This window comes from Vibrio sp. AIC-3, from assembly GCF_013114515.1.
Lineage (GTDB): Bacteria > Pseudomonadota > Gammaproteobacteria > Enterobacterales > Vibrionaceae > Vibrio > Vibrio crassostreae_C.
Map to the genome: position 1 here is coordinate 1 of NZ_VTXG01000032.1, position 24,997 is coordinate 24,997.

Sequence of the window (24,997 nt, forward strand, 5' to 3'; positions counted from 1 at the left end):
CGACGACAAGTATTCCACTGCGGAGTGGTAGTTCAGTTGGTTAGAATACCGGCCTGTCACGCCGGGGGTCGCGGGTTCGAGTCCCGTCCACTCCGCCACTTATTAGAAAAGCCCTGCTAGAAATAGCAGGGCTTTTTTACATTTGAAGAAAAGTGTTTTGCTGTTAGGTTATATGAGTGTTGTAAAGGTACCGAGCCCCTGCACTTCACGCTATTCCGGCACATATTAGAAAGCCTAGTCTGACGACTAGGCTTTCGTCGTTTCTGACGTATGAATGTTATTACTCAACTGCGAGTTTTGTAGAAGTGTTGCCCGTTGATAGCGAACTTTGATATTTCGACATCTATTAAGCAGCCCTACTATTTTTAGTAGGGCTTGGTTGCGTTAGTTGATGTTGTTTACCGCCTTAACGATTAACCTTTCCTGAGTCTCTTCTAAGAGCTTGTTTCTAAGAATTGTAAAACTACGTACAGACACAATTAAAGCAGTTCTCCGTGTGTTTGATAGACCCTAATGCACAACTTCATAGTTACTTTAATACACTTGGTTTGGTGGCGGTAGACGAGTAAAGACTCGATAGATTATGGTTTATAAGTATCGTTGAAGTTATTTGGGGATAAACAACAGATATAAAAAAGCCGATGTTTGGCATCGGCTTAGTTTGAGTTGTTTTGACTTAAGCTGGCTGAACTAGAGCGAGCGCTTTACGAGAAACCTCGTGAGCTGCTTTCGTTAAGTTTTGCTTCTCTAGTGCGTCAGATAGGTATCCGTAATCTGAAACATTTGAGCGAAGTGCTAGGGCTTTTTCGAAGTGGCTTTGTGCTTCCGCCCACTTCTGCTCTCTTAAGTAGAACTGAGCCAGCGCGCTGTGTGCTTCGGCATTACCACTGTCTTTACTAATTGCACGTTCTAGCATGACCACTACTGGGTGGTGATCGGATAAGTTCAGCTCTGGAAGCAACATGTAGAGTTCATTTGACCCACTCTTTGCAATGTTCTCTTTGATCACAGTGAAGGCTTCTGAGTCAGCTTTGCGAGCGATAAGTTGCTTCACAAAGCAGGATACAAGGTGCGAACTTTGTTTCTGTTTTCTTGAAAGCTTGTTCCAATGGCTGATTAAACCTTCGCTACCTTGCTGTTGTGCCACATCATGAAGTAGCCCACATTGTGCTTTCTGTTCTAATTCACGTTGCTCATCAGCTGTTAGAAGTTTGTTCTTAACTAATTTAGGAGTTAACTCTAGCAATGGCTGCCATAACTTCAGTTGCAAGTAAGTGGCTTTTAACAGGCCAAGTACAGCAGTGTTATTAGGGTATGTGCCTTTTAGGGTCGAAAGTGTATCGAATGCAGCTTCGTAGTTTGACTCGCTGATTTGCTGTTTAGCTTTAGTTAGCTCAACCGCTAGTAGAGAGTCGTCCTGTTGGCTAGCAAGCTCGATGTACTTATCTCGCTCACTTGTATTACCTTGTTCGTGTGCCGCTTGAGAAGCGACTAAATAACAAAGTAGAGGCATGTCGTGATGGTTAGCCCAACGAGTTACTTTCTTCTCAGCGCCTTTCCAGTCACCTTCAAGTAGCTTGATAATGCCTTCATTGGTATAACGACGAGAACGTTTCAGCTTACGAACACTGAACCAGTTCCAAGTTGTCGAGCTTGCGTACATAAGCTTTTTAAATAGGTACTCTAAGCCGAATAGAGCCGCTAGAAGAGCAATGACAAAGATAACCAGTGTTGTCACGCTCATCTCAATAGTCTTATTCGCAATTGAGATCAGAACGTAGCCTTGTTGACCAGAGAACTGAGTACCAACAATTAACCCAGCACCTAGAACGAGAAAAAGAAAAATCCAACGAATCATTATTTTTCCTCCGTGGTCATAACGGTGACTTCACGACGTAGGCGCTCACGTATCACATCTGACAACTCATTTTGAGATTCAAGCTTTACAGGGTATTTCACAGAGATGTTCTGTTCACTTAGCTGTTTAATCGCTTTCTCAAATTCAATCACTGAGTTGTTATCTTGGTTTAGATACGCTTTCGACCACTCGCTAGCGGTATTAAGAGCTGCGCTATAGAGTTCACCTTGTTCTTTGTAGACGGCGCGAATCGCGGTTTCTAATTTACCTTTGATGTTTTCACGCAGGTAGAAGTGTTGTTCAGGAGAGAGTAGAGGGATAACTTCGCCATCACGACTACGGAAGGTAATGAAGTTTTCTGAGAAGTCTTTCATCGACGTCATCAGGTTGTTCTGCCAATCATTAATATCTTGCGATACCGCTTTTTTCTCAACAACCGCAGCTTCCGGAAGAATCGCATTGGCAAGCGGCAGTGTATCGACTTGCTGTTGCAAGCTTGTGATACGCAGAACTAAGCCGTCACGGTCGATCAGAGGAATAGTGCGAAGCTTGGTAATGTCATTGGTCATTGATTGACGCAGTGACACTAAGCTCGGGTCATTCAGTGCTGCGATACGTTGATCGGCGCTTTCCATTAACTTGGTTGCGCTAACGGCATCATGCTCGAGGAACAGTTTACGTCCTGCTAGTTTCACAAGGTAATCGGCTTCGGCAAGTAACCAGTCATTCGGGCGGCGACCTTTCACGTCAGCCACTGCTAACTGCAGGCTTTGAATGCTCTTCTGCTGTTGAGATTGCACGACCTGAGTTTTCTCCACCGCGTGTGAGGCTTCTTGGATAGTCTCTTGCTTGATGGTTTGTAGGTCTTTATTTACCGCAGATTGGGTATTTTGCAGTTGTGCTTGAAGAGCGGCTATTTGAGCCGAGTATTCAGCGCTCTTTTGCTGCATTTGAAATGCGATACCGCCACTGAAGATAATTGAAATAGCGATCGCAATAGCGCCTAGTTTGACACCGCGCTTACCTTGCTTTTCTGCTTTCTCTATTTGCTCTTTATGCTCAGCTTGAGGCTGCTCATTTTTAGCGGTATTTGAAGCAGAGGCATCAAGCTTCTGTTCAGGTTGTTTTGTCTCTGTAGAGTCAGCTTTTTCGTTTTCAACAACTACTGGCTGAGTATCTTGTTTCTTTTCAGGTTCAATATGCTCATTATTTTTTTTGCTTGTCATGCTTATTTCCTGTTTCTAGCTAGGGCCGGAGAGCAGCCAGTAATATTTGGTTCGTAGCACTGTGAGTATTGGTCACATTCGAGAAGCCGAGTTGTTGTGCTCGTTCTACAATGCGCTGGCTTGGGACAAATAGATGTCTTGTTGAAAGCCAAGCCAAATACTCATCAGGGGTAATTGAGCAGAGATACTCCAATTGTTCCTGACTAGTGATGACAACTTTGGACGTTTTTTTGTTTATCCATGTTTGATAGGTATTGTGGTCGCTAATAGGAATATATTCTCTACGGTAGGTCTCACAATAAGAGACTTGTGCACCTCGATTGAGTAGAGAATCCCTAATGAGCTCACGCCCACCATTGCCACGTAGTATCAAAATGGACTTATTTTCTACGCCATTAAGTTCAGTAAGTTTAAGAAGATGTTCACTATCACTAACTTGAGGATAGTTTACTTTTTGTTTACAGACTTTGCTTAAAACGTGCGCAGTTTTTTGACCAACGCCAAGATAAAGCGGCGAAGTAGGCCAAATGGATGAGGTTTTTGAAAGGATGCTTTGGGCAGCCGCCACGGCGTGGTGACTGACTGCAATAATGATATCGCTGTTATTAAGCTGGGTGCTTAAATCCGCAGAGTTGGGATTATCCACGATACGAATCAGCGGATGATGGATTGCTTGAACCCCTTCATCCGCTAGTTGTTGGCAAAGCGATTGTCCCTCTGAACCGGGACGAGTCACCAACACTGTCATGATTATTCTTGGTCAACGTAGAGCTTGGTTAAGATTTCTCTCGCGCCATCATCCAGCAATTGATTTGCCAGAGTCACGCCAAGTGCTTCTGCATCTTTGCGAGGGCCAGAGATCTCACCACGAACCATCTTAGAACCGTCCGGTTCACCAACTAATGCACGTAGCCAGATGTTTTCGCCATCTAATAATGAGTAGCTGCCGATAGGAACCTGACAGCCACCTTCTAGGGTAAGGTTCATTGCACGTTCGCACAGTACACGATCAGCCGTGTCTTTATGATTCAGTGGTTCAAGGAGTTTAATCAGACGCTCGTCATCAAGGCGACACTCAATACCAACAGCGCCTTGGCCAACAGCAGGGAGAGACTGCTCTGGTTCGATGAAGCTACGAATACGCTCTTCTAGCTCTAGACGTTTAAGACCTGCAGCAGCCAGTACGATCGCATCGTATTGACCATCATCGAGTTTACCTAGACGAGTACCAACGTTGCCGCGCAGCTCTTTGATGATCAGATCTGGGCGGTATTCTAACAGTTGGCATTGGCGACGCAGGCTGCACGTACCCACGACAGCACCTTGTGGGAGTTCGTCGATGTTGTTGTAAGTGTTTGATACGAAAGCGTCACGCGGATCTTCGCGCTCACAAATTGTTACCAGACCTAGACCTTCAGGGAAGTCGACAGGTACATCTTTCATTGAGTGAACGGCTAGGTCAGCACGACCTTCTAGCATGGCTACTTCAAGTTCTTTAACGAACAGCCCTTTACCACCCACTTTAGCAAGCGGAGTGTCTAGGATGATGTCACCTTTGGTCACCATAGTTACCAACTCAACCTCTAAACCAGGGTGAGCAGCTTGCAGTGCATCCCTTACAAAGTATGCCTGCCAAAGGGCAAGAGGGCTTTTTCTGGTCGCGATACGGATTGGTGCTGAATTTGTCATGGTGTTTCCGATATAGGTTCTGTAATAGCCTAATCCTACCATTATGAGGCGAGAATTCTTACTGTTTGATCATTCCATACTTTGATAGCTGAGAGATTTTCATGAGTTCACCAAAATAGTGTGATTAGTATCTCATTTGAAACATGGGCTATTATTAGAAATAGTCAATAAAGAGGACACTACGGCGCCGTGAGTTTAACTTTCTGTCATCAAGGAATTGACCAGTATGACGGGTTCCTTTGCTTTACCATTAAGGGTAAAAGTGTTAAATTGATCACGTTTTGTTGCTCCTTTCGTTCAGTAACTAAACAGAACTGCACTTAACCTCAAACCAAGGACTTACCTTGCAGGCTTACACTCAAACTTTGATTCAACGATTAGACAATCTAAATCAGCAGCGCATTGATCGTGCGTTGGCGTTGATGAATGTGCAAGGCCAGCGAGTATTCAACCTTATTCCCGCACTGCTTCACTTCAATCACCCGATGATGCCCGGTTATTATGACCAACAAGTTCCTTTTGGAATTCGTAGCTTCACGCTTAATGAATTCCAAAAGCAATTTGTCTCTGATACCGAATTAACGCTGGGTGGCAAACTCACCGAAGCTGATGAACCTGCAATCCTTGGCTTGTACACCATGGGTAGTACTTCTTCTATTGGTCAAAGCACTTCAAGTGATCTTGATATCTGGGTGTGTGTTTCCCCGGATATGGATGGCGCATCTCGCGATAGCCTAACCAACAAGTGTCTCTTGATTACTGATTGGGCTGAAACCTTAGGGGTTGAAGCGAACTTCTTCTTGATGGATGAAGAGCGTTTCCGTTCGAACCATTCAGAAGAGATGACAGGCGATAACTGTGGTTCTTCACAGCATTTATTACTGCTTGATGAGTTCTATCGCTCTGCGGTTCGTTTAGCTGGTCAGCGTTTGTTGTGGCAAATCATTCCGCCAGAAATGGAAGAGTGTTACGATGAGTATGTTCAAGGTTTGTGTCAGGATGGTTATCTTGATTGCTCGCAGTGGATCGATTTCGGCAAGCTGAATCGTATTCCCGCTGAAGAGTACTTTGGTTCAAACCTGTGGCAGCTCTATAAGAGTATCGACTCACCGTATAAATCGGTTTTGAAGGCGATCCTGTTAGAGGCCTATTCGTGGGAATACCCAAACACCCAACTGCTGAGTATTGATACCAAGCGCCGCTTCTTTGCGGATGAACCGGATCTGTATGGCATGGATAGCTACTATCTGATGCTTGAAAAGGTAACGCGCTATCTAGAACGCATTAACGACCACACTCGATTGGACTTGGTAAGACGCTGTTTTTATCTTAAGACCCACGAGAAGCTGTCACGAGATGCGGGCATTGGTTCTGTTGCGTGGCGTCGTGAAGCCTTGACTGAGATGACTAAGTCTTGGAATTGGGGACATGAAACCATTGCTGAGCTCGATAACCGCCGTAACTGGAAGGTTGAGCAGGTTAAAGTGGTGCACCATGCACTGCTTGATGCCTTGATGCTGAGCTACCGTAATCTGATTCAATTTGCGCGTCGTAACGACATCACTTCGGCAATCAGCCCACAAGATATCAGTATCTTGGCACGTAAGCTTTACGCTGCGTTTGAGGTATTGCCAGGTAAAGTGACACTGCTGAACCCACAAATCTCTCCGGATCTGCATGAACCCGACTTGAGCTTCATCGAAGTTCGTCAGGGTCAGTCGAATAAAGCAGGTTGGTACTTGTATAAGCAGCCACTGGTTGCACACCGCATTCTTGGTCAGCCTTCTCTAGAGCACCATGAGTACTTGAGTAAGTTGGTAGCATGGTCGTTTTTTAATGGCTTGATTACCGAGTCGACGCGTTTGCACTCTGTGGTTCGTGACGCTCACATTGATATCGATAAGTTCTATCAAATGGTGAGCGACCTGCGTAATACGTTTTCTTTGCGTAAACGTCGTCCGAGTATGCAAGCACTGGCGAGCCCGTGTGAGATAAGCCAGTTGGCGATGTTCATCAACTTTGAAAATGATCCGACGTCTGAGTTAAGTGGTCGTGCATTAAAAGTGGATCTTAAGAACGCCGATATCTTCAGCTTTGGTGAAGAAGGTAAGAGCTTAGTCGGCAGTGTCGACTTGGTTTATCGTAACTCTTGGCATGAAGTACGTACGCTGCATTTCCAAGGTGATACGGCAATGCTGGATGCGCTGAAGACGGTACTTGGCAAAATGCACCAAGATGCTTTACCGCCAGAATCGGTTGATGTGTTCTGTTACAGCAAAAACCTGCGTGGTGTGATGCGTAACATGGTGTATCAACTGCTTGCTGAGTGTATCGATTTACGATTGAAACCGATTGAACCCGAGAAGCGCCGCCGCTTTAAGGCTATTCGTTTAGCTAATAAGATGTTTGGTCTGTTCTTCGAACGTCGTGGTGTGTCGGTACAGATGTTGGAAAACTCGGTCGATTTCTACCGTAGCATCTCAACCAATAAGCTCAAAGGCTCACCTTTACTGATGCTCGATAAAGAGCAAGAGTATCAGCTACCAGAAGTGGTGGATGGTTTTGCGAGTGAGGGCTTGATTCAGTTCTTTTTCGAAGATACCGACAAAGGCTTCAATATTTATGTATTGGACGAGTCGAACCAAGTTGAGGTCTACCACCAGTACAGCGGTGAAAAAGATGAGATGATCGCGAGCGTGAATTCTTTCTACACATCGGTAAAAGATGAGTCGAAGATGTCGTCTAAGTTGATTAACTTTAACCTACCTCAGTACTACCAAATCGTTCATCCTGAAGAAGGCAATTCTTACGTTGTGCCTTATCGTAACGATGCAACTTTAGCTTCTCGGAGCTCAAAGATAGTCAACATCTAGTCTTACTAAGCCCGATTGATATTGAAAAAGGAGTGATTGATTCACTCCTTTTTAGTTTTGCTTACAAATGATTAAACCCAATCGATCGCTTCACCTGCGTGCTTCACGCATTCTTCTTTAACCATCTCAAACAGCTCCATGCCCGTCTTTGAACATGTCCACTTGTCGTCAACTAGCTTGAAGTGAAAGCCACCAGATTTAGACGCTAACCAGATTTCTTTCATTGGTTCTTGGCGGTTAATGATGATTTGGCTGCGGTTCTCAAACTCCAGCGTCATCACGTTACCAGTCACTTCGTAATCAATATCTGCCTCTGATTCATCGATAGCTTCTTCGATGTTTTGCATCTGTATATCGACCAGCTGATGAAATTCAGTCTCGTTCATCCTTTCTATCCTATTGCTTTTCCTGAGTGTGGTGCGATTATAGGGGGCATTGAGTTAATAATCACGATATGCAAAATGAAAAAATTAATTGCTGCTCTATTTATGATGTCCGTTATTGGACTTTCTGGTTGTGGTCAAACGGGTCCTTTGTACGATCCTGATGAAGTTCAGCAAACCGAACAATCACAATAAGTGAAAACACGCAGAAATCGTTATTTATAAGGGATAAGAACTTTGGATTACTTCAACTATCAGGAAGATGGCCAGCTTTGGGCTGAGGACGTCGCACTTTCACAACTAGCAGAGCAATATGGTACACCGCTGTATGTATATTCTCGTGCAACATTAGAACGCCACTGGAATGCGTTTGATTCATCGGTTGGTGAGCATCCGCACTTGGTGTGTTATGCCGTTAAAGCTAACTCAAACCTTGGCGTGTTGAATACTTTGGCTCGTTTGGGCTCTGGCTTCGATATCGTTTCTGGCGGTGAGCTAGAGCGTGTGGTTGCTGCCGGTGGCGATCCAGCAAAAGTTGTATTCTCTGGTGTCGGTAAAACAGCCGCTGAAATGAAGCGTGCGCTTGAGTTGAACATTAAGTGTTTCAACGTAGAGTCTGAACCAGAACTAGAGCGACTGAATAAAGTAGCTGGTGAGCTTGGTGTTAAAGCGCCGATTTCACTGCGTATCAACCCAGACGTTGATGCCAACACTCACCCTTATATCTCTACTGGTCTGCGTGATAACAAGTTTGGTATCGCTTTCGACCGTGCTCCTGCTGTCTATGAGTTTGCAAAAACACTCGATAACTTGTCTATCCATGGTATTGATTGCCACATTGGTTCTCAGTTAACGGATATCGAACCTTTCATCGATGCAACCGATCGCCTACTTGCGCTGATCGACCAGCTACGTGCTAACGGTATCAACATCAAACACCTTGATGTCGGTGGCGGTTTGGGTGTGGTTTATCGTGATGAATTACCACCACAGCCTTCTGACTACGCGAAAGCCTTATTGGCTCGCCTAGACAATCATTCTGATCTAGAGCTGATTTTCGAGCCTGGAAGAGCGATTGCTGCTAACGCTGGTGTATTATTAACGAAAGTCGAGTTCCTCAAGCCAACAGAGCACAAGAACTTTGCCATCATCGATGCAGCAATGAACGACTTAATGCGCCCAGCACTTTATCAAGCTTGGCAGGATATTGTTCCTGTTAGCCCTCGTCAGGGTGAAGCTGTGACTTACGATTTGGTTGGCCCAATCTGTGAGACAGGCGATTTCCTAGGTAAAGATCGTGACCTTGTTCTTGAAGAAGGTGATCTGCTAGCAGTTCGTTCAGCGGGTGCTTATGGCTTCGCGATGTCATCTAACTACAACACTCGTTCGCGTGCGGCTGAAGTGATGGTGGATGGCGATAAAACTCACTTGGTTCGTCAGCGTGAAGAGCTTACGAGTCTGTGGGAACTTGAAAACATTCTTCCGGAGTAATTTTAAGCGTTATGCACTTCCACTTTTCTAAAATGCATGGTTTGGGCAATGATTTCATGGTCGTGGACTGCATTACTCAAAATATTTTCTTTTCTCCAGATTTGATCCGTCGTTTGGCGGATCGTCACACTGGTGTGGGCTTTGATCAGCTACTTGTGGTTGAGGCTCCCTATGATCCAGAAACTGATTTCCATTACCGCATATTCAATGCGGATGGCAGTGAAGTGGAGCAGTGTGGCAATGGTGCACGTTGTTTTGCACGATTCGTTCGCATGAAAGGCTTAACGAATAAGTACAGCATCAACGTGAGTACCAAGAAAGGTAAAATGGTTCTCAAGATTGAAGAGAATGACCTGATCACGGTGAACATGGGCATTCCTGAGTTCGAACCCGGCAAGATTCCATTCAAGGCCAAGCAGCCAGAGAAGACGTATATCCTAAGAACGGATGTACACACCTTATTCTGTGGTGCGGTAAGCATGGGTAACCCACATGTGGTTACCGTGGTTGATGACGTCGACACGGCTGATGTGGACACCTTAGGCCCACTACTTGAATCACATGAACGTTTCCCTGAGCGTGTTAATGCTGGCTTTATGCAGGTCGTTAACCGTGAAGAAGTTCGTCTACGTGTTTACGAACGCGGCGCGGGTGAAACTCAGGCATGTGGCAGCGGAGCGTGTGGCGCAGTTGCAGTGGGTATCACTCAAGGCTTACTGGCTGAGAATGTGAAGGTTCGTCTACCAGGCGGTGACTTACACATTAGCTGGCAAGGCCCGGGTAAACCTCTGTTTATGACCGGCCCTGCAACGCATGTGTTTGATGGTCAACTTTCTTGCTAATAACGACCCAAAACAAATATATTCATAAAAATAAAGGATAGGTTTTGTCTTACGTTGAAGCCGACGCACTCACCGCAGAAGTGGTCGCGGAATATTTACGTGATAACCCAGATTTTTTCCAAGACCGAAAAGATTTGGTTGATCGCCTTGCTATCAATAACGTTGAGCAGGGCGCTGTTTCTCTGGTTGAGGTTCAGCTTAAACGCCAACGTCATCGAATCGAAGAGCTTGAAGAAGAGATCACTGGCTTGATGTCGTTGGCAGCAAATAACGATAAAACCTTCTATGAGTTTATGGATCTGCAAGCGCAAGTGCTGAAATGCAGTGACTTCATGCAGGTGATAAAAGCCGTTGAACAAAAAGCGTTAGATCTTGGGCTTAAGGCTCATGTTCGTATTCTTTCGCAATCTGGCTTTTATCAGTTGAGTGCTGAGGGTTACTCTAAGTTTTCGCTTAACCATTTCAATGGCAAAGATGCTTATCTTGGACGCTTGAGAAAAGCCGACAGACACGATTTGTTTGGTGATTATCCAGTTCCAGAGCTAGGCTCTTATGTAGTACTACCGCTTGCTAAGCAGTCTCCATTGGGTTTGCTCGCCTTTTCTAGTGAAGATGGCGGACATTTCCAACCCCATATGGATACGCTCTTTTTACGCCATTTAGCACTTGTTGTCGCTCATTTGGCGGACACCTTACCTTGGCAGATAAATAATGAGCCTAGAGCCCAAAATACCTCTTCCTAACAGCCTTCAAAAGCCACTTTCTCGCTTCTATGAATATCTCCGAAGCGAGAAGGGACTCAGCCTACACACCCAACGTAATTACAAACAACAACTTGAAACCATGGCCGGTCATTTAGTCACTCTAGGGCTAAAGGATTGGGGTCAAGTCGATGCGGCGTGGGTCAGACAACTGGCCAGTAAAGGCATGCGTGAGGGAATGAAAGCGAGCAGCATTGCAACGCGCTTATCGTCACTGCGCAGCTTCTTTGATTTCCTTGTGTTGCGTGGCGAAATGACCGCCAATCCAGCCAAAGGTGTCTCTGCACCTCGCAAACAACGCCCTTTGCCTAAAAACCTCGATGTTGATGAAGTGGGTCAACTGCTTGATGTGAATGAGGACGATCCATTGTCGATTCGTGATCGAGCGATGATGGAGGTGATGTATGGTGCTGGATTACGACTGGCAGAACTGGTCGGCATCAATCTGAAAGATGTGTTGGGTCGACAAGGCGAAATCCGAGTGATTGGTAAAGGCGACAAAGAACGCAAAGCGCCTTTTTCTGGTTTAGCTAAAGAGTGGGTCGATAAATGGCTCAAAGTTCGTGGTGAATTGGCTTCACCGGGTGAAACCGCGCTGTTTGTCTCTAAGCTCGGGACTCGTATCTCTCACCGCAGCGTGCAAAAGCGCATGGAAGAGTGGGGCAAGAAGCAATCTGTCGCGAGCCACATCAGCCCGCATAAACTGCGTCACTCCTTTGCAACGCATGTGCTGGAATCGAGCCAAAATCTTCGTGCTGTGCAAGAGTTGCTTGGCCATGAAAACATCTCGACGACCCAAGTGTATACCCACTTAGATTTCCAACACTTAGCACAAGCTTATGATCAGGCTCACCCGAGAGCTCGTAAGAAGAATAAAGATTAGATTAAAGGGTTTACTATGCGAATTTATCGAGGGTTAAAGCCCATCAAAGCCATGACCTTTGACTTGGATGACACCCTGTATGACAACTGGCCTGTGATCATGAAGGTTGAGAAAGAGATGGCACAGTGGCTTTATCAAAAGCACCCAGTGTCGGCTTCTTTATCGCTTGAAGAGTGGCAGGGCATTAAGCAGCAAGTCGCATCTGAAAACCCAGCTTTGAAACATGATGTCACCGTGTGGCGTGAAACTCAGATTAAGAGTGGTTTGCTGCAATTGGGTTACTCTCTGCAGCAAGCAGAGCAAGCGGCTCGAGAGGGCATTGAGCATGCCTTGTGGTTGCGTAATCAAGTCGATGTCCCTCAAGAAACGCATCGAGTGATGACTGAACTTAGCCAACGTATTCCTCTGGTTGCGATTACCAATGGCAATGTCGATCCACACAAAATTGGCTTAGGGCTGTACTTTCAATTAATCCTTAAAGCCGGCCCTGATGGCAGAGCAAAACCCTATCCAGATATGTTTGAAAAAGCTCAGCAACACCTAGGTTGTGACGCTGAGAATATTCTTCATGTTGGCGATCACCTCAAAACGGATGTCTATGGAGCCAAGCAAAATGGCTTCCAAGCGTGCTGGTTTAATGACACTGGTTCCAATTTATACCGCTCCCCGAAGGCGAGTGTGCTCCCTGATGTTGAAATAGACCAACTTAGCGATCTTATGCGACTAATTTAATGGCTCGGTAAGCTTATTGTGTCGCATTTATGCTATTGAATTGTTACATTAGTCGCCTATAAAAGCCTGATTAGGCTAGGATAATTGGCGACTACTTTTTATCGATTCATTTCAGTCATAGCAGTGGTTGCGGGTTGTTACTTCACTCGATTTTGAACAAGGGTTGGCATGCAAACATTTACATTTCTCGCAAATACTGAGGCGTTATTTAGAGCTCAATTTGATCAGCGAGAATGGTGTGACAGCAAACAGTACCTTATTCAAATTTTCTCAGCTCAATCTTCAGATCTAGCTCGTCAAATCGCGGGTGTTGCCCTCAATCGTTTAAATAATGCGACGCTAATTGGCCAGAGTGCTCGTCATGTTATCTGTGATAATTGCCTTGAAAGTGCATGCACCTTAGTCATCATCAGTGAGTTCAACGAAACCCATCTAACCTCTGCGGTCCAGCCTTTTTCCGGCAATCCAAATCAAGACAGCCAAGACTTAGCTTTTCAGCTGCGCCTTACAGAAGAAACCAAAACGGTCATCAGCTTGTGCGATCAGGTTGAAGGGCGTGATTATCCTATTTATAGCGCTTTTGAAAATTTGCCTTACGCCTTGCCGATGGCTGGTGGACTGTGCCATGAGAATGAATTTGGCCGTTGGGTTATGTATAACGAGCAAACCTACCAGCACGCCTGTGTTGCTGTGGCTCTGACTAACCCAAGATTGAAGGTTTGGTCGGACGCGTACTCTGAGTGGAACCCGATTGGGATGAAGCTACGAGTCACACACGCAATCGGAAATCGCTTATACGCATTGAACGACAAGCCGGCTATTGAAGTATTCAAACATTACCTTGCGGATGGCAAAGACCTTCCTTTTAGTCAACTGATGAGCTTTCCACTTTATCGAGAACTTGGCAGAAAGAAGGGTATCTCGACGCCGCTACATATTAATGATGATGGCAGTATTGAGTTTGATAGCCCTTGGCATGTCGGTGAAGAGGCGCAGTTTTGTTATAACCACCCATCGCTCACTGCAGAAAAGGTGCACCACGGTGCCGAGATGCTAGCCATGCATCAGCCTGAATCGGTGATCATTTATAACTGCGTATCTCGACTTGAATTTATCGACAGTAAACTTGAGCTCAAGCCATTTGAAGGGATAGTGAATACATGTGGTGCCTACTGCATGGGGGAGCTATACCGTAATGAAGACCGCCAAGAGATACTGCACCACAGCTTGACTTATATCGCTATGCGCGAGTCTGACGAGATTAAAGAGTTTCATTGCGAAGACTTTCAGTGTGGCTCAACCGTGTCGCCATTGCTTAACCTAGTCAGAAATGCAGTCGCTGATCTCGACAGTATGAATACTCAGATGGAAAAGAAACTCCATCAACAAGCGCGTCGCTTAACCGAAAGCTATCGCATTGACTCGCGTACTGGTTTGCCGAACCGTATCGTACTGAAAGAGCGCCTCAATACGATTCTGTTCAGTGAACATCTGCTGACCTTAAAGCTAACCAACTTCCATCAGGTTAACGAGAAGTATGGTTATCAAGTGGGGGATCAGCTGTTACTCGATCTGTCTAATCACTTTATCGAGCGATTACAGCTTCGTGTGGTTAAAGAGCCTCGCGTGAAGGTAGAGCTATTCAGTATTGGTGTTGGAGAGTGGGCGATTATCTTCAATGCTAGTGTTGGTAGTACGAAAATAAAAGAAGGTTTCGTTGAGTTCGCCGATGACATCGAACACATAAATTTTGAGCCATATGGTTTGGCTGATATTGATTACCTGTCAGTTTCTCTGTGTGGCGGCTTTGCTAGTCGTTGTGACTTCTTAACCGACAGTGGTGACCAGATCTTATTGAAAGCGATCGAAGCTCGACGCTATGGAGTACGTAACAATACCCACATCACCAATGCTAAAGACATTCAGGTGAGTGAAGAAGATCGCAAAGAGCAACTAGGCTGGCTGAGCTGTGTAAGTCGTGCGATTTTAGATCAGAACATCATCACTTATTCCCAGCCAATTGTGGAGTCGGTTACGCACGAAATGATTGGCCAAGAGTGCTTGGTCAGAATCATGGAGTCAGACGGTACCATTGTGCCACCAGGTAAGTTCTTACCTATCATTGCCGACACGCACCTTTACACTCGCCTCAGCCGACACATGATTAAGAACACCATAGGTTATATGGCGGATAAGCAAAGCCCATTTTCTATCAACCTATCCCCGCAAGATTTGTTGAGCGACAAGACGCTTGAGGTGCTCGAGACCGCTATCAGTGCTATGAACGATCCCACTCGACTTGGCCTAGAGGTTCTCGAGTCTGAGCAGATTAAAGATTATGGTCGCATGATTGAGGTGTGTGATCACTTCCGTGCTCTCGGGGCGAGAATCATTGTTGATGACTTTGGCTCTGGTTACTCCAACATCGAGGAAATCATTAAGCTTGAGCCACAGATCATTAAGCTCGACGGTAGCTTGATTCGTAATATCGACAAAGATCAAAAACAAAGAAACATAGCCTCTCAGTTGATTCGTTTGTGCCAAGTGTTCAATGCCAAAACGGTCGCTGAATTTGTCCATAACCAACAGGTTTGTGAGATAGCAGAGCAAATGGGTGTCGATTATCTGCAGGGTTACTACTTCGGTGAGCCTAAGCGACTGTTTTAGCAGTTAAAGCTTCCCGCATTGTGTAACGACTGGCTATAAAAGTACTGCGCCGCCATTAATGACTGCTTTTTGGCGGAATGAATGATGTCTAACTAAGGTCACATTATTCATAACGCGATCGCAAGTATTCCGTGCAAGCCTTATCTATAATAAGCACAATAATAAATCATTAACGTAACGATTAATGTGAATATGCAGTCGACTTCTCTCCTGATACAAGACATTGAGCAAACCCAACGTGAATTGGAAAAGATAGATTTTCATCAACATGAAAGCCTACTGATTCAGGTGTTTTCGTCTTTCGAGAAAGGTTCTGTTTTGGCTGCCTGCCAAGTGATTCAATCGACTTTTCCCAATGCCAAATTGATTGGTTGCAGTGCTAACCACTACATTAGTCAAGGTGTCATCCTGCACCAAGGTCTTTATCTGATTGTTACCCGCTTTGACGCGACGTCTTACTCTTGTGGTGTTGTCGAATATAGCGAACAACCATTGCTCGATAGCCACGCTATGTGGCAACAGCTTGAGTGCAATGATAATACTCAAAGCATCATCTGTTTCGCAGACCGCTTGCAGATAAATAACCGAGATCTATTTTCAGCGTTTGAGCAGTCGATGTATTCATTACCGATCTGTGGCGGTGCATCGACCATCACAGATAATGGGCGATGGGTGATGTTAGACGGCATTTGCTATGAAAATGCCTATGTGATGTTGGCGCTGCACAGTGTTGAGCTCTCCATCGCTAAGGGTTACTACACTGAATGGAATCCGATTGGTCGAACTTTTCGAGTGACAGGTGCTCAAGAGAACCGGTTGTTGGAACTGGATGGGATGCCTGTTCGCGAACTCTACAATCGTTACCTCGCTGATGGCCTCGAAGTGCCTTTTGAGCAACTGCATAACTTTCCCTTGATGGTCGGTGACCCGAAAGAGCAAAACATTCACTTACCGCTCAAGGTAACGGAAAGTGGAGAGATAGAATTCAGCGGCCTGTTCCAAGTGGGCGAGGAGGTCCGGTTTTGTTATGACCATCCATCACTGACCTTAGAGCAGATACGACTGGGCGTGCAGCAGATCGCCTCTCATAGGCCAGAACAGTTCTTCATTTATAACTGTACATCTCGTATCGACTTTATTGATGGCAACCAAGAGGTTGAGGTTTTCCAAAAATTGGCCGACAGCTATGGCGTTTACTGCATGGGAGAACTTTATCAAGAGAATGGCCAACAGCGAATCTTGCACCATAGCCTCACTTATCTTGCGCTTAGAGAAGGCGAGGGTAAGGCGGTATTGCCATTAGAGACGCAACCCGCGACCAACATATCCCCTCTGTTTTCATTGATCCGAAATGCACTGCTTGATGTCGATGACATGAACAACAGCATGGCGAGTAAGATTCAGCAGCAAGCCACTGCATTGACGGCAAGCTATCGAATTGATCACCGTACAGGTTTACCCAATCGAAGTGTGCTGCGTGAGAAACTGTCGAAGATGAGCAGTGATAGCCACTTACTAGCTTTGAAGGTCACGACCTTTGGTCAGATCAATGAGAAGTATGGTTATCGAGTAGGTGACAAGCTTCTGCATGATTTGAGTGAGTACTTTCAAAAGGCGCTGTGGCAGTTCTTTGATGAGGGCTGTCAGCTCTACAGTATCGGTATTGGTGAGTGGGCGGTGGTGTTTGATAGTTGGGCGAGCCAAGAACATATTCATCAGCGATTCTCGGAATTTGCCGATCAAACCGAGCATGTGAATTTTGAGCCTACCGGTTTACCCGATATTGATTACTTGTCGGTGTCTATCTGTGCGGGTATCGCCAGCCGTCGAGATTTCCCGACTACCTCTATTGATGACTTATTGTTGAAGGCGATTGATGCGAGGCGCAGCGCTGTCAGCCAGAACAAGCACCTAGTGAGCGCCAAGGCACTCATTCAATTGGAGAAGCATCGCCAAGAGCAACTTGGTTGGCTGTCGTGCGTGAGTCGCGCGGTGCTTAATCAGAATATTGTGGCGTGCTCTCAGCCCATAGTTTCAGCACACAGTCATCAGGTAGAGAGCTACGAGTGTTTGGTTCGAATTGAAGAGGACGGTCAGTTAATTGCACCGGGTAAGTTCTTGCCAATCATTGAAGGAACCCATATCTATACACGCCTCAGTCGTCAGATGATAACGCGCACCTTCGATTTTATGAGTCAGCGAACCGATTCGTTCTCAATTAATTTAGCGCCACAAGATTTCAGCAATGAGAAAACCATTCTTCACCTTGAACAAGCGATCAAGAAAATCAGTCACCCACAGCGTATTGGCTTGGAGGTGTTAGAAACGGAACAAATTCAGGATTACGGTCGCTTGATTGAGGTGTGTAATCACTTCCGCGATCTTGGTGTGAATATTATTGTTGATGACTTTGGTTCGGGCTATTCGAACATTGATGAGATATTGAAGCTAGAACCACAGGTGATCAAGCTTGATGGCAGTTTGATTCGCAATATTGATAAAGATAAAAAGCAGCGCAAGATCGCTCAGCAGTTGGTGAGCTTATGCCAGATTCTGAATGCTAAGACGGTGGCGGAGTTCGTTCATAATGAGCAGGTGTGCCGTATTGCTGAAGACATGGGGGTCGATTACTTGCAAGGGTATTACTTTGGTCAACCTCAGCGTTTGTTTTGATGGAGCGAGCGTTTCACGTGAAACACTGGTTGGCTCAATAACGAAAATACGATGTAAAAAGGGTGAGCTTATGGCTCACCCTTTTTGTTTTTAGTGTCTGTCTCGTCCCGAAATGTGTTTTTACCTTCCCGCGCGCCTGCTTGGTCTATTTGAGGGCGTGGCCACACTTGTCGGCGTGGAACACTTTTAGATAATGCTGGTAGTAGTCATCAATGAGCTTGGCAGATTCACTTTCACCTAAAGATTTGAGTAACTCAATACCCACTTCACAAGTACACAAGTGGCCACTGTCTTGGTTGCGGCGCAAGGTGTATGAAGATTCGCTGGTAATATCGAGGTGAACTTGCGGAACGGCTTGTAACCACGAGCTCTTGTTAAGCATCTTCTTCGCTTCTTGCCATGTGCCATCCAAGATGATGAATAGCGGCTTACGGCTCTGGGCTTGGGTCATTACAGCTTGCTGGCACTCGACACTTTGATCACTTGGGAATAAAAGAAACGGTTGTCGTGTTTCATCGTCAAGCAGTGCGATGAGCTCCGCTGGTGGTGTTTTCCTTTGCCATACAATGGACTGACACTGATCAAGGGATTGCTGAAGCAGCTTCCCTGTATTGGTATCGCGTGACAGTTCATTCTCATGAGTGAGCAGTACAAGATCGATTTGGCTTGCGACACTAGGTATCAGGTGACAAATACATTGGTGAGTGAAGCTACAACCATGGCAAGCTTGTTGGTTACTCATGTTTACAACTTAACTCCACTTTGTGCGGGTGAGATACCATCAGCAAACAAAACCACGTCGCTGATATCAGCATCATCTGCAACTGGAGCGACACTTGGGTTTAGCGGGTAGCTGACACCAGAGTATGAAAGTGTGTGTTTCGCCGGTGTTGCACCGCCGCCACTGACATTGAAGATCAGATCCTGCCAGCCGTGGTTTTGCGATTTACCTAAGCGTATGTCGCCCTTAACCAGTGTCACTCGGCTATTGAAGCGCCAGTTATCTTGATGGTTTTCGAAAATTAGCAGTGTACAGCCACCAGAACCACACCAATCGAGTTGGGCGAACAGCTCTTCTTTACCGTCGCCGTTGAGGTCGTAGGTTAACCAGCGGTATTTAGTGTCGTCAGGTGAGCTGTTGTTGATCTTAAAGTATTCGCGGATCGCTTGGTCGACTTTTGGATCAAGTTGATCGCTGGAGTTCACCTGCTTTGCGGTTAGATCAACGTTAGTGGTGGTGTTTACTTGTGCTTGCGCACTCTTAGCTTCGAATAGCACCAGACCGCCATTGGCAATCGGATACACCACGTTGCCCACTTTCTCTTTTTCAGCGATTAGCTTGCCATTATCGAGTGTGAAGATGCGCTCGGAGATCAAATATTGTTGCTGGTGGCGAGTCATAACCACTTGTACCTGATTTTGGTTCAGTTGCTGCCAGAAGCCTTGTTCAACAATAGAAGGGTCTCCATTGCTGTATGAATAAGTCGTGATAGCACTGTGGTCATTGTTGAGTTCAAGGTTGATAGAGAACCCTGAGTTTTGCGTTGAGCTAGCGAAGTAGAGTCCGCTCCAGTCCAGCGTTGGATCTTGGTTAGAGACCGTCGCACAGCCATTGTAGTTACTGTCATTGAGGTTAAGCTTGGCATGCCATCCATAGATAGAATCGCTCATGCCGTCGCTACAGCTCTCTTTCGTAAGGTTGAGTTTGCCTTGTGCAGCTTTACCTTCTAATTGGTAGTCACGGCTGCTCGATGTGGTGCGGCTTGATTCAATATCGAGGGTCTGTGGCTGTTCGCCCATCTTGGTGTATTTCAGCTGGTCTTTATCGAAGGTTGCTGACCAGAAGGGTTCATTACCAAATACTCGTGTTGAGCGCAGCGGTTGGACGCAGCGATCTGGGTTCTCTGCGGTTAGGATGTTCACTTGGTCAACCACGAAACGCGCTGTGAAATCTGCGTTATAACCCGTTTGGCTCGGCACGGTTAGGTGACCAATCAGCTCGCCATATAAGGCTTGGTAAGGTCTCGTTGAGAGCCCTTGTGCTTCTAACACTAACTCTGGAGATAAGTCTAACCAGTATTGTTGTTGGCTACCGCAAGGAGTGAAGGTTCGGCTTTCATGGCCAACCACCACCTGACCACGCATGATGAAGGTTTGCGGTTGAATGCTCAGTGGCTCATCCAAGTTTGCTGGGGGCTGTTCAGGTTGTTGCGGCGTATCAGGTGCCGTAACACAGCCTTGTAGAGCGAACGCGACTAGCCATGTCACTGGGTTTTTCATTACCTTCATGTTATATCTTCCTCGGAGCAACCGTTAATTGGATTTATTATGGCATATTGGTTATTTAAAACAGAACCCGACACCTTCTCTATTCAGACTCTTAGAGTACAAAAAACCTCTTGTTGGGAGGGTGTACGCAACTATCAGGCTCGAAACATGATGCGTGATGACGTCAAGCTTGGCGATCTGGTGATGATATACCACTCATCATGTAAAAAAGTTGGCGTAGCGGGGATCGCTAAAGTAACCAGAGAAGCCTACCCAGACTACTTTCAGTTCGACCCTGAGAGTGATTACTACGATCCTAAGTCTTCACCCGATAACCCACGCTGGATCATGGTGGATGTCGAGTTTGTGCGAGTGACTGAGCGCTTGATTCCTTTGGTTACGCTTAAAGCCATGCCTGAACTCTCCGAAATGCCCTTGGTGAAACGCGGTAATCGCTTATCGATCATGCCGGTTACCGAACAAGAGTGGCAGGCAATCTTAAGCAAAGAAGTGTTAGGTTCTCGATAGCGTTAGAGAGAGCTTTTTACGTAAGGTTCAAAAAAGGCAGCCAGTTGGCTGCCTTTTTATTTATTCAGATCTGTTCAACGAGCGAGATTAGAGCAGATGCTTTTCTAGGTAGTGAGCAACGGCATCGTCTGCGTTACTGCCAATCACTTCATTGTCAGGTAGTGCTTTCATCACTTTCTCATGTGATGTACCCATGATTAGACCTTTACCCGCCATAGCCAGCATTTCAGCGTCGTTCATGCCATCACCAAAGGCAACACAGTTATCCAGAGTCAGGTTTAGTGATTTTGCAACAGCGTCTAGAGCGTGGCCTTTAGAGACTTCAGCTGCCATCACTTCCAGACACCAAGGTGTAGAGAAGGCGATGTTCAGTTTGTCGCCAAAAGCATCTCTTAGCTTTTGTTCAAACGTGACGAGATATTCGTGGTCTTGTTCTGGATGTGTGAAGAAGACTTTCGCGATGCCTTCGCTTGGTGCGTTTTCAGCTTCAAAGCGCTTGTAGCTAAAGCCAGACTCACTGTGGAATTTAGCCAACATTTCATCTTCACGGTCTAGTAACCAATCTTCATTCTGGTACATGTGAATAAAGAGGTTTGGATCTTGGCGCACAATATCAATAACTGGCTGAACGAGTTCCTGAGGTACGTTCTGGCTATACATCAGTTGATCGTTTTGGTCATGCACGCGTGCACCGTTTGAAGTGATCATGTACGCCGGAATACCTGCTATCTGACGAATACCCGCCACATCGACGTGGTGACGACCCGTAGCGAAGATGAAGGTATAACCTTGGTCGTGTAATTTCTTAAGCGTTAGCTTGGTAAAGTCGCTTAGCTGATGGTTGGGAGCCAAAAGCGTACCATCTAAATCAGAAGCAACAATTTTCACGGAATCTTTTAGTGCAGGAATACTCATTTAACCCTCATTGCAAAATGCTTAACCAATATTGACGCTAGCCAGCGCTAGAATCGTTTTAACTACAATATCTCTAGGTAGAAATTGTATGCCAAATTCATGCAAGAAAAGAGGGCAAAGCTCACTTACTTCTCTTCCTCTTTAGCGCTTATTTTCTTGGTAGGTTGCTTAGCCTATTAGCTCTAGGCGAAAAACTGATTGATCGCATCCAGTGTTTGATTGCGATATTCATCCTGCTCAAACAACACCTCATGCCTAGAACCCTCAATCAACTTAAACTGACAATCAGAGTTGGTTTTCTTCAGCTTAGAGATGAACTTTACTTGAGCACTGTTACTGACAATCTTTTCATCCCCAGCTTGAATCAATAGCAGAGGGATCTTGATTTGACGAGTTTGTTGAATTGCTTGCTTGGCGGCCATTAACCCTTGCCACACCCAACGCGTGCTTGGTCCACCCACCTGCAAAGATGGAGACTCGTCATATAAGCGACGGAACCACTGATAGCGAACCTTACTGTGGCTCAGTAAGTTGTTTTCAAAAGGCTTCGAATAATATGCTTGCTGGCCCGGCGCGTAAGTTGGCTTGGCATAAAAAGCGGTAAGCACTTGTCCAACGATCATCGCGATAGGTTTCAGGTACCACTCGGTATTGATACCAAACATCGGAGCGCACAGAGTCACCTTATCAAACGGGTGGTCTGGATGGGTTTGTAGGTAGCGAGTGGCTATGGTGCTGCCCATTGAGTGTGCGAGCAGGTAGCGATTGGAATACTTACTGAGATCAAAACTGGCAATGACGTCAGACATGTCAGATGCATAATCATCAAACTCATGAATGTGACCAATGTCAGAGCCTGTTACCATACGTTCAGACTGGCCTTGACCTTGGTGGTCAAATGAATAAACGTCATAGCCTTGTTGATAAAAATCATAAAAGATTTCTTGGTATTTTTGGCAGCATTCGATACGGCCATTTGAAATCACAATAGCTTTGCTGTGCTTTTCTGAGGTGAGGCTGCACCAGTACAGTTTCTTTTTACCAGACGATGTTAAAAACCCCTCTTTTCTTTGTTGCCAAAGAGCGTTGATCGGGTGTTTAATCGCATGATCGAACTGAGGTTCTTGAGTGTAAGGGAAGGTGGCTTCGCTGTGGTTTTCCATGGGAAATTACCTGAACTGATGCGTGTGAGAGCTTTATTGCTACTAATGTTGTTAGATTAAAGAACTAGTAAGGAAATGCAAATGGATACTCATGTTTGGCTTGCTTATGTTGTCACAGCGATTTTGTTTAGCTTGGCTCCGGGCTCGGGTACCGTTAACTCAATCAGTAATGGGCTTAGCTATGGCACTAAAAAGTCACTCGCATCAATTGTTGGCTTACAGCTTGGTCTTGCGTTTCACATTATGCTGGTGGGCGCGGGTATCGGTGCACTCGTTGCTAAGTCTGCGTTGGCGTTCACCATCATTAAGTGGGTCGGCGTGGTGTACTTACTTTGGTTAGGTATTCAAAAGTGGCGTGATAGCTCGAGCCTAGTAGCATCTGAAGAAAGCTCTACTCTGTCGAGTGGCAAACTGCTGAGAAACGCTGTGCTTATCAACCTAACTAACCCGAAATCAATCGTGTTTTTGGTGGCTTTGTTTCCTCAGTTTATTGACCCTACACAACCTCAAGCACCTCAGTTATTAGTGCTAGGTGTGACGACAGTATTCATTGATAGCGTTGTTATGTTGGGTTACACCTCATTAGCGTCACAAATGGGACGTTTTATTCGCTCTGATCGCATAATGGGTAAGATAAATAAAATATTTGGTGGTATGTTCATGGGCTGCGGTGCTTTGCTAGCTGCCGCGAAAGCTTAGATTAAGCGACTGAGTTATAGTTAAACCAATCAGAGTTATCAAGAAATGACCGCTACATACGTTGCTCGACAACCTATCTTAAATCGCAAGAGGAATACACTCGGCTATGAGTTGTTATTTCGCGATGGAGAAAAGAATGCGTACCCAGCGCATATTGAGTCTAATCGAGCAACGTATCGTCTGATTGTTGAGAACTTCTTGTCTGTTGGTCTTAACCCTTCTATTCCATCTTCACGCTGCTTTATCAACTTCCCTTATCAAAGTTTGATTCGTCGACTGCCCTTAAGTTTGCCGAAAGATAAGGTGGTGGTAGAGATTCTGGAAACCTGTAAACCAACAGATGAATTGTTGGAAGCGGTTAAAGACCTTTACCAAGCGGGTTACATGATTGCCCTAGATGATTTTACTTCGACCCCAGAATGGGAACGTTTCCTTAAATACACGCATATCGTAAAGCTCGATATTATGCAGATGGGTTTGGATGAAGCGTGTGATTTGGTTAGGGCGCATCAAGGGAAAAAGTTTAGCTTTTTGGCGGAGCGCGTTGAGACCGAACAAGAATTCCAGCAAGCCAAAGAGGCTGGCTTTAAGTTTTTCCAAGGTTACTTTTTCAATAAACCGGAAATCATCAAGAGTAAATACATTAGCCCTGAGCAAGTGATTGCTATGGAGCTGTTTCAAGAAGTGTGTAAGCCCGATGTGGACTTTCAACGGGTGGAGAGCATTGTCGCGAAAGATGTGGCGCTCTCATATAAGCTGCTGCGTTTTGTGAATACTATGTCGCCGCGCCTTGAAGTTACCATCTCTTCTTTTCGTCAGGCTTTGGTATATCTAGGTCAAGAGAAACTGAAAATGTTTGTCTCGTTAGCCGTCGCCTCTTATGTGTCCGATAAAAAGCCTAAAGAGCTGTATGGATTGTCTCTACAGCGTGCTCAGTTTTGTCAGCGTATGTCTCGCTATCAGGCATTTGAAGGGTATAGAGAACAGGCCTTTATGATTGGCTTATTCTCCTTATTGGATGCTCTGTTGGACTTGTCGTTAGATAACTTAGTCGAGCAGTTGCCGCTGTGTAAAAGTATCAAGGTTGCTCTATTACGTAGAGAAGGGCCATATGGTACCTTGCTCGCACTTGAAGAGAGCTTTGAGCATGCCGATTGGCAACAGATTGATGAGCACTGCGCTGATTTAGGATTAAGCGTGGATCAGGTTAAAACGGAGCTTACTGAAGCGCGCCGTTGGAGCCATACCGTGACCAACAAGCTCTGATATTTCTTCGTTAAACTTTTATGACAATTGAAACGCACGCCTTGACGTGCGTTTTTTTATATCTAAGATATGTGCATATC

The 24,997-nt window shown here is 45.6% G+C and carries 21 protein-coding genes and 1 tRNA gene; 13 read left to right on the forward strand and 9 right to left on the reverse strand.

Going from position 1 to position 24,997, the window contains the following annotated elements; translation table 11 throughout:
• Positions 1-21: 21 nt before the first annotated feature.
• Positions 22-98, forward strand: a tRNA-Asp gene (locus F0229_RS18185).
• Positions 99-676: 578 nt separating this feature from the next.
• Here the strand turns inward: F0229_RS18185 and F0229_RS18190 are convergent.
• The 4 genes from F0229_RS18190 to hemC are packed head-to-tail and all read right to left on the reverse strand — an operon-like array spanning position 677 to position 4,773.
• On the reverse strand, positions 677-1,858 hold the full coding sequence (locus tag F0229_RS18190; protein ID WP_017061005.1) for a heme biosynthesis protein HemY: 1,182 nt from the start codon (positions 1,856-1,858) through the stop codon (positions 677-679).
• Positions 1,858-3,084: a uroporphyrinogen-III C-methyltransferase gene (locus F0229_RS18195; RefSeq protein WP_017061006.1), complete on the reverse strand. Its 1,227-nt coding sequence runs from the start codon at positions 3,082-3,084 to the stop codon at positions 1,858-1,860. The genes F0229_RS18190 and F0229_RS18195 overlap by 1 nt, the downstream gene beginning before the upstream one ends.
• A gap of 19 nt (positions 3,085-3,103) precedes the next feature.
• Positions 3,104-3,832, reverse strand: coding sequence for a uroporphyrinogen-III synthase (locus F0229_RS18200; RefSeq protein ID WP_017061007.1), 729 nt, complete (start codon positions 3,830-3,832; stop codon positions 3,104-3,106).
• 2 nt (positions 3,833-3,834) lie between these two features.
• Positions 3,835-4,773: a hydroxymethylbilane synthase gene (gene hemC / locus F0229_RS18205; protein ID WP_017061008.1), complete on the reverse strand. Its 939-nt coding sequence runs from the start codon at positions 4,771-4,773 to the stop codon at positions 3,835-3,837.
• A 344-nt stretch (positions 4,774-5,117) separates the two neighbouring features.
• Here hemC and F0229_RS18210 point away from each other — a divergent pair, with 344 nt between their 5' ends.
• Positions 5,118-7,646 carry a class I adenylate cyclase gene (locus F0229_RS18210; RefSeq protein WP_017063755.1) on the forward strand — a complete coding sequence of 843 codons (2,529 nt, stop codon included), beginning with the start codon at positions 5,118-5,120 and terminating at the stop codon, positions 7,644-7,646.
• A 71-nt stretch (positions 7,647-7,717) separates the two neighbouring features.
• Here the strand turns inward: F0229_RS18210 and cyaY are convergent, their stop codons facing one another.
• The gene (gene cyaY, locus F0229_RS18215; protein WP_017061010.1) at positions 7,718-8,032 is read right to left on the reverse strand and encodes an iron donor protein CyaY; all 315 of its coding nucleotides are present in this window, start codon (positions 8,030-8,032) and stop codon (positions 7,718-7,720) included.
• Here cyaY and F0229_RS18220 point away from each other — a divergent pair.
• From F0229_RS18220 to F0229_RS18255, 8 genes are all read left to right on the forward strand, one after another.
• Positions 8,012-8,224: a lipoprotein gene (locus F0229_RS18220; protein WP_029235158.1), complete on the forward strand. Its 213-nt coding sequence runs from the start codon at positions 8,012-8,014 to the stop codon at positions 8,222-8,224. The genes cyaY and F0229_RS18220 overlap by 21 nt on opposite strands.
• 42 nt (positions 8,225-8,266) lie before the next feature.
• On the forward strand, positions 8,267-9,520 hold the full coding sequence (gene lysA, locus F0229_RS18225; protein ID WP_017061012.1) for a diaminopimelate decarboxylase: 1,254 nt from the start codon (positions 8,267-8,269) through the stop codon (positions 9,518-9,520).
• An 11-nt stretch (positions 9,521-9,531) separates the two neighbouring features.
• Positions 9,532-10,362 carry a diaminopimelate epimerase gene (gene dapF / locus F0229_RS18230; protein WP_017061013.1) on the forward strand — a complete coding sequence of 277 codons (831 nt, stop codon included), beginning with the start codon at positions 9,532-9,534 and terminating at the stop codon, positions 10,360-10,362.
• A gap of 44 nt (positions 10,363-10,406) precedes the next feature.
• The gene (locus F0229_RS18235; protein ID WP_017061014.1) at positions 10,407-11,105 is read left to right on the forward strand and encodes a DUF484 family protein; all 699 of its coding nucleotides are present in this window, start codon (positions 10,407-10,409) and stop codon (positions 11,103-11,105) included.
• Positions 11,074-12,006 carry a tyrosine recombinase XerC gene (gene xerC, locus F0229_RS18240; RefSeq protein WP_017061015.1) on the forward strand — a complete coding sequence of 311 codons (933 nt, stop codon included), beginning with the start codon at positions 11,074-11,076 and terminating at the stop codon, positions 12,004-12,006. The genes F0229_RS18235 and xerC overlap by 32 nt, the downstream gene beginning before the upstream one ends.
• 15 nt (positions 12,007-12,021) lie before the next feature.
• Entirely contained in the window at positions 12,022-12,738 is a 717-nt protein-coding gene (yigB, locus tag F0229_RS18245; protein WP_017068593.1) for a 5-amino-6-(5-phospho-D-ribitylamino)uracil phosphatase YigB, read from the forward strand.
• A 168-nt stretch (positions 12,739-12,906) separates the two neighbouring features.
• A complete protein-coding gene (locus F0229_RS18250) occupies positions 12,907-15,405 on the forward strand; it encodes an EAL domain-containing protein (protein WP_171733411.1) in 2,499 nt (832 codons plus the stop codon).
• A 192-nt stretch (positions 15,406-15,597) separates the two neighbouring features.
• Entirely contained in the window at positions 15,598-18,078 is a 2,481-nt protein-coding gene (locus F0229_RS18255; protein WP_171733412.1) for an EAL domain-containing protein, read from the forward strand.
• Between the two features lie 145 nt (positions 18,079-18,223).
• Here F0229_RS18255 and F0229_RS18260 read toward each other — a convergent pair whose 3' ends face one another.
• Together F0229_RS18260 and F0229_RS18265 are read right to left on the reverse strand one after the other, a co-directional pair.
• Positions 18,224-18,820 (reverse strand): tRNA-uridine aminocarboxypropyltransferase, encoded by a 597-nt coding sequence (locus F0229_RS18260; protein ID WP_017061019.1) that lies wholly within the window; start codon positions 18,818-18,820, stop codon positions 18,224-18,226.
• A 2-nt stretch (positions 18,821-18,822) separates the two neighbouring features.
• Positions 18,823-20,367, reverse strand: a complete 1,545-nt coding sequence (locus tag F0229_RS18265) for a COG3650 family protein (RefSeq protein WP_171733413.1) — start codon at positions 20,365-20,367, stop codon at positions 18,823-18,825.
• A gap of 39 nt (positions 20,368-20,406) precedes the next feature.
• Between F0229_RS18265 and F0229_RS18270 the strand changes: the two genes are divergently transcribed.
• Positions 20,407-20,874, forward strand: coding sequence for an EVE domain-containing protein (locus F0229_RS18270; protein ID WP_171733414.1), 468 nt, complete (start codon positions 20,407-20,409; stop codon positions 20,872-20,874).
• Positions 20,875-20,961: 87 nt separating this feature from the next.
• On the opposite strand, the gene F0229_RS18275 is transcribed toward F0229_RS18270, so the two are convergent.
• Positions 20,962-21,789 (reverse strand): Cof-type HAD-IIB family hydrolase, encoded by an 828-nt coding sequence (locus tag F0229_RS18275; protein ID WP_017061022.1) that lies wholly within the window; start codon positions 21,787-21,789, stop codon positions 20,962-20,964.
• Between the two features lie 182 nt (positions 21,790-21,971).
• Positions 21,972-22,952: an alpha/beta fold hydrolase gene (locus F0229_RS18280; RefSeq protein ID WP_171733415.1), complete on the reverse strand. Its 981-nt coding sequence runs from the start codon at positions 22,950-22,952 to the stop codon at positions 21,972-21,974.
• Between the two features lie 81 nt (positions 22,953-23,033).
• Between F0229_RS18280 and rhtB the strand changes: the two genes are divergently transcribed.
• Both rhtB and F0229_RS18290 read left to right on the forward strand, forming a co-directional pair.
• Complete coding sequence (gene rhtB / locus F0229_RS18285) at positions 23,034-23,651, forward strand: homoserine/homoserine lactone efflux protein (protein WP_017061024.1); 618 nt, start codon at positions 23,034-23,036, stop codon at positions 23,649-23,651.
• Between the two features lie 45 nt (positions 23,652-23,696).
• Positions 23,697-24,917: an EAL and HDOD domain-containing protein gene (locus tag F0229_RS18290; protein ID WP_017061025.1), complete on the forward strand. Its 1,221-nt coding sequence runs from the start codon at positions 23,697-23,699 to the stop codon at positions 24,915-24,917.
• The last annotated feature ends 80 nt before the right edge of the window (positions 24,918-24,997 follow it).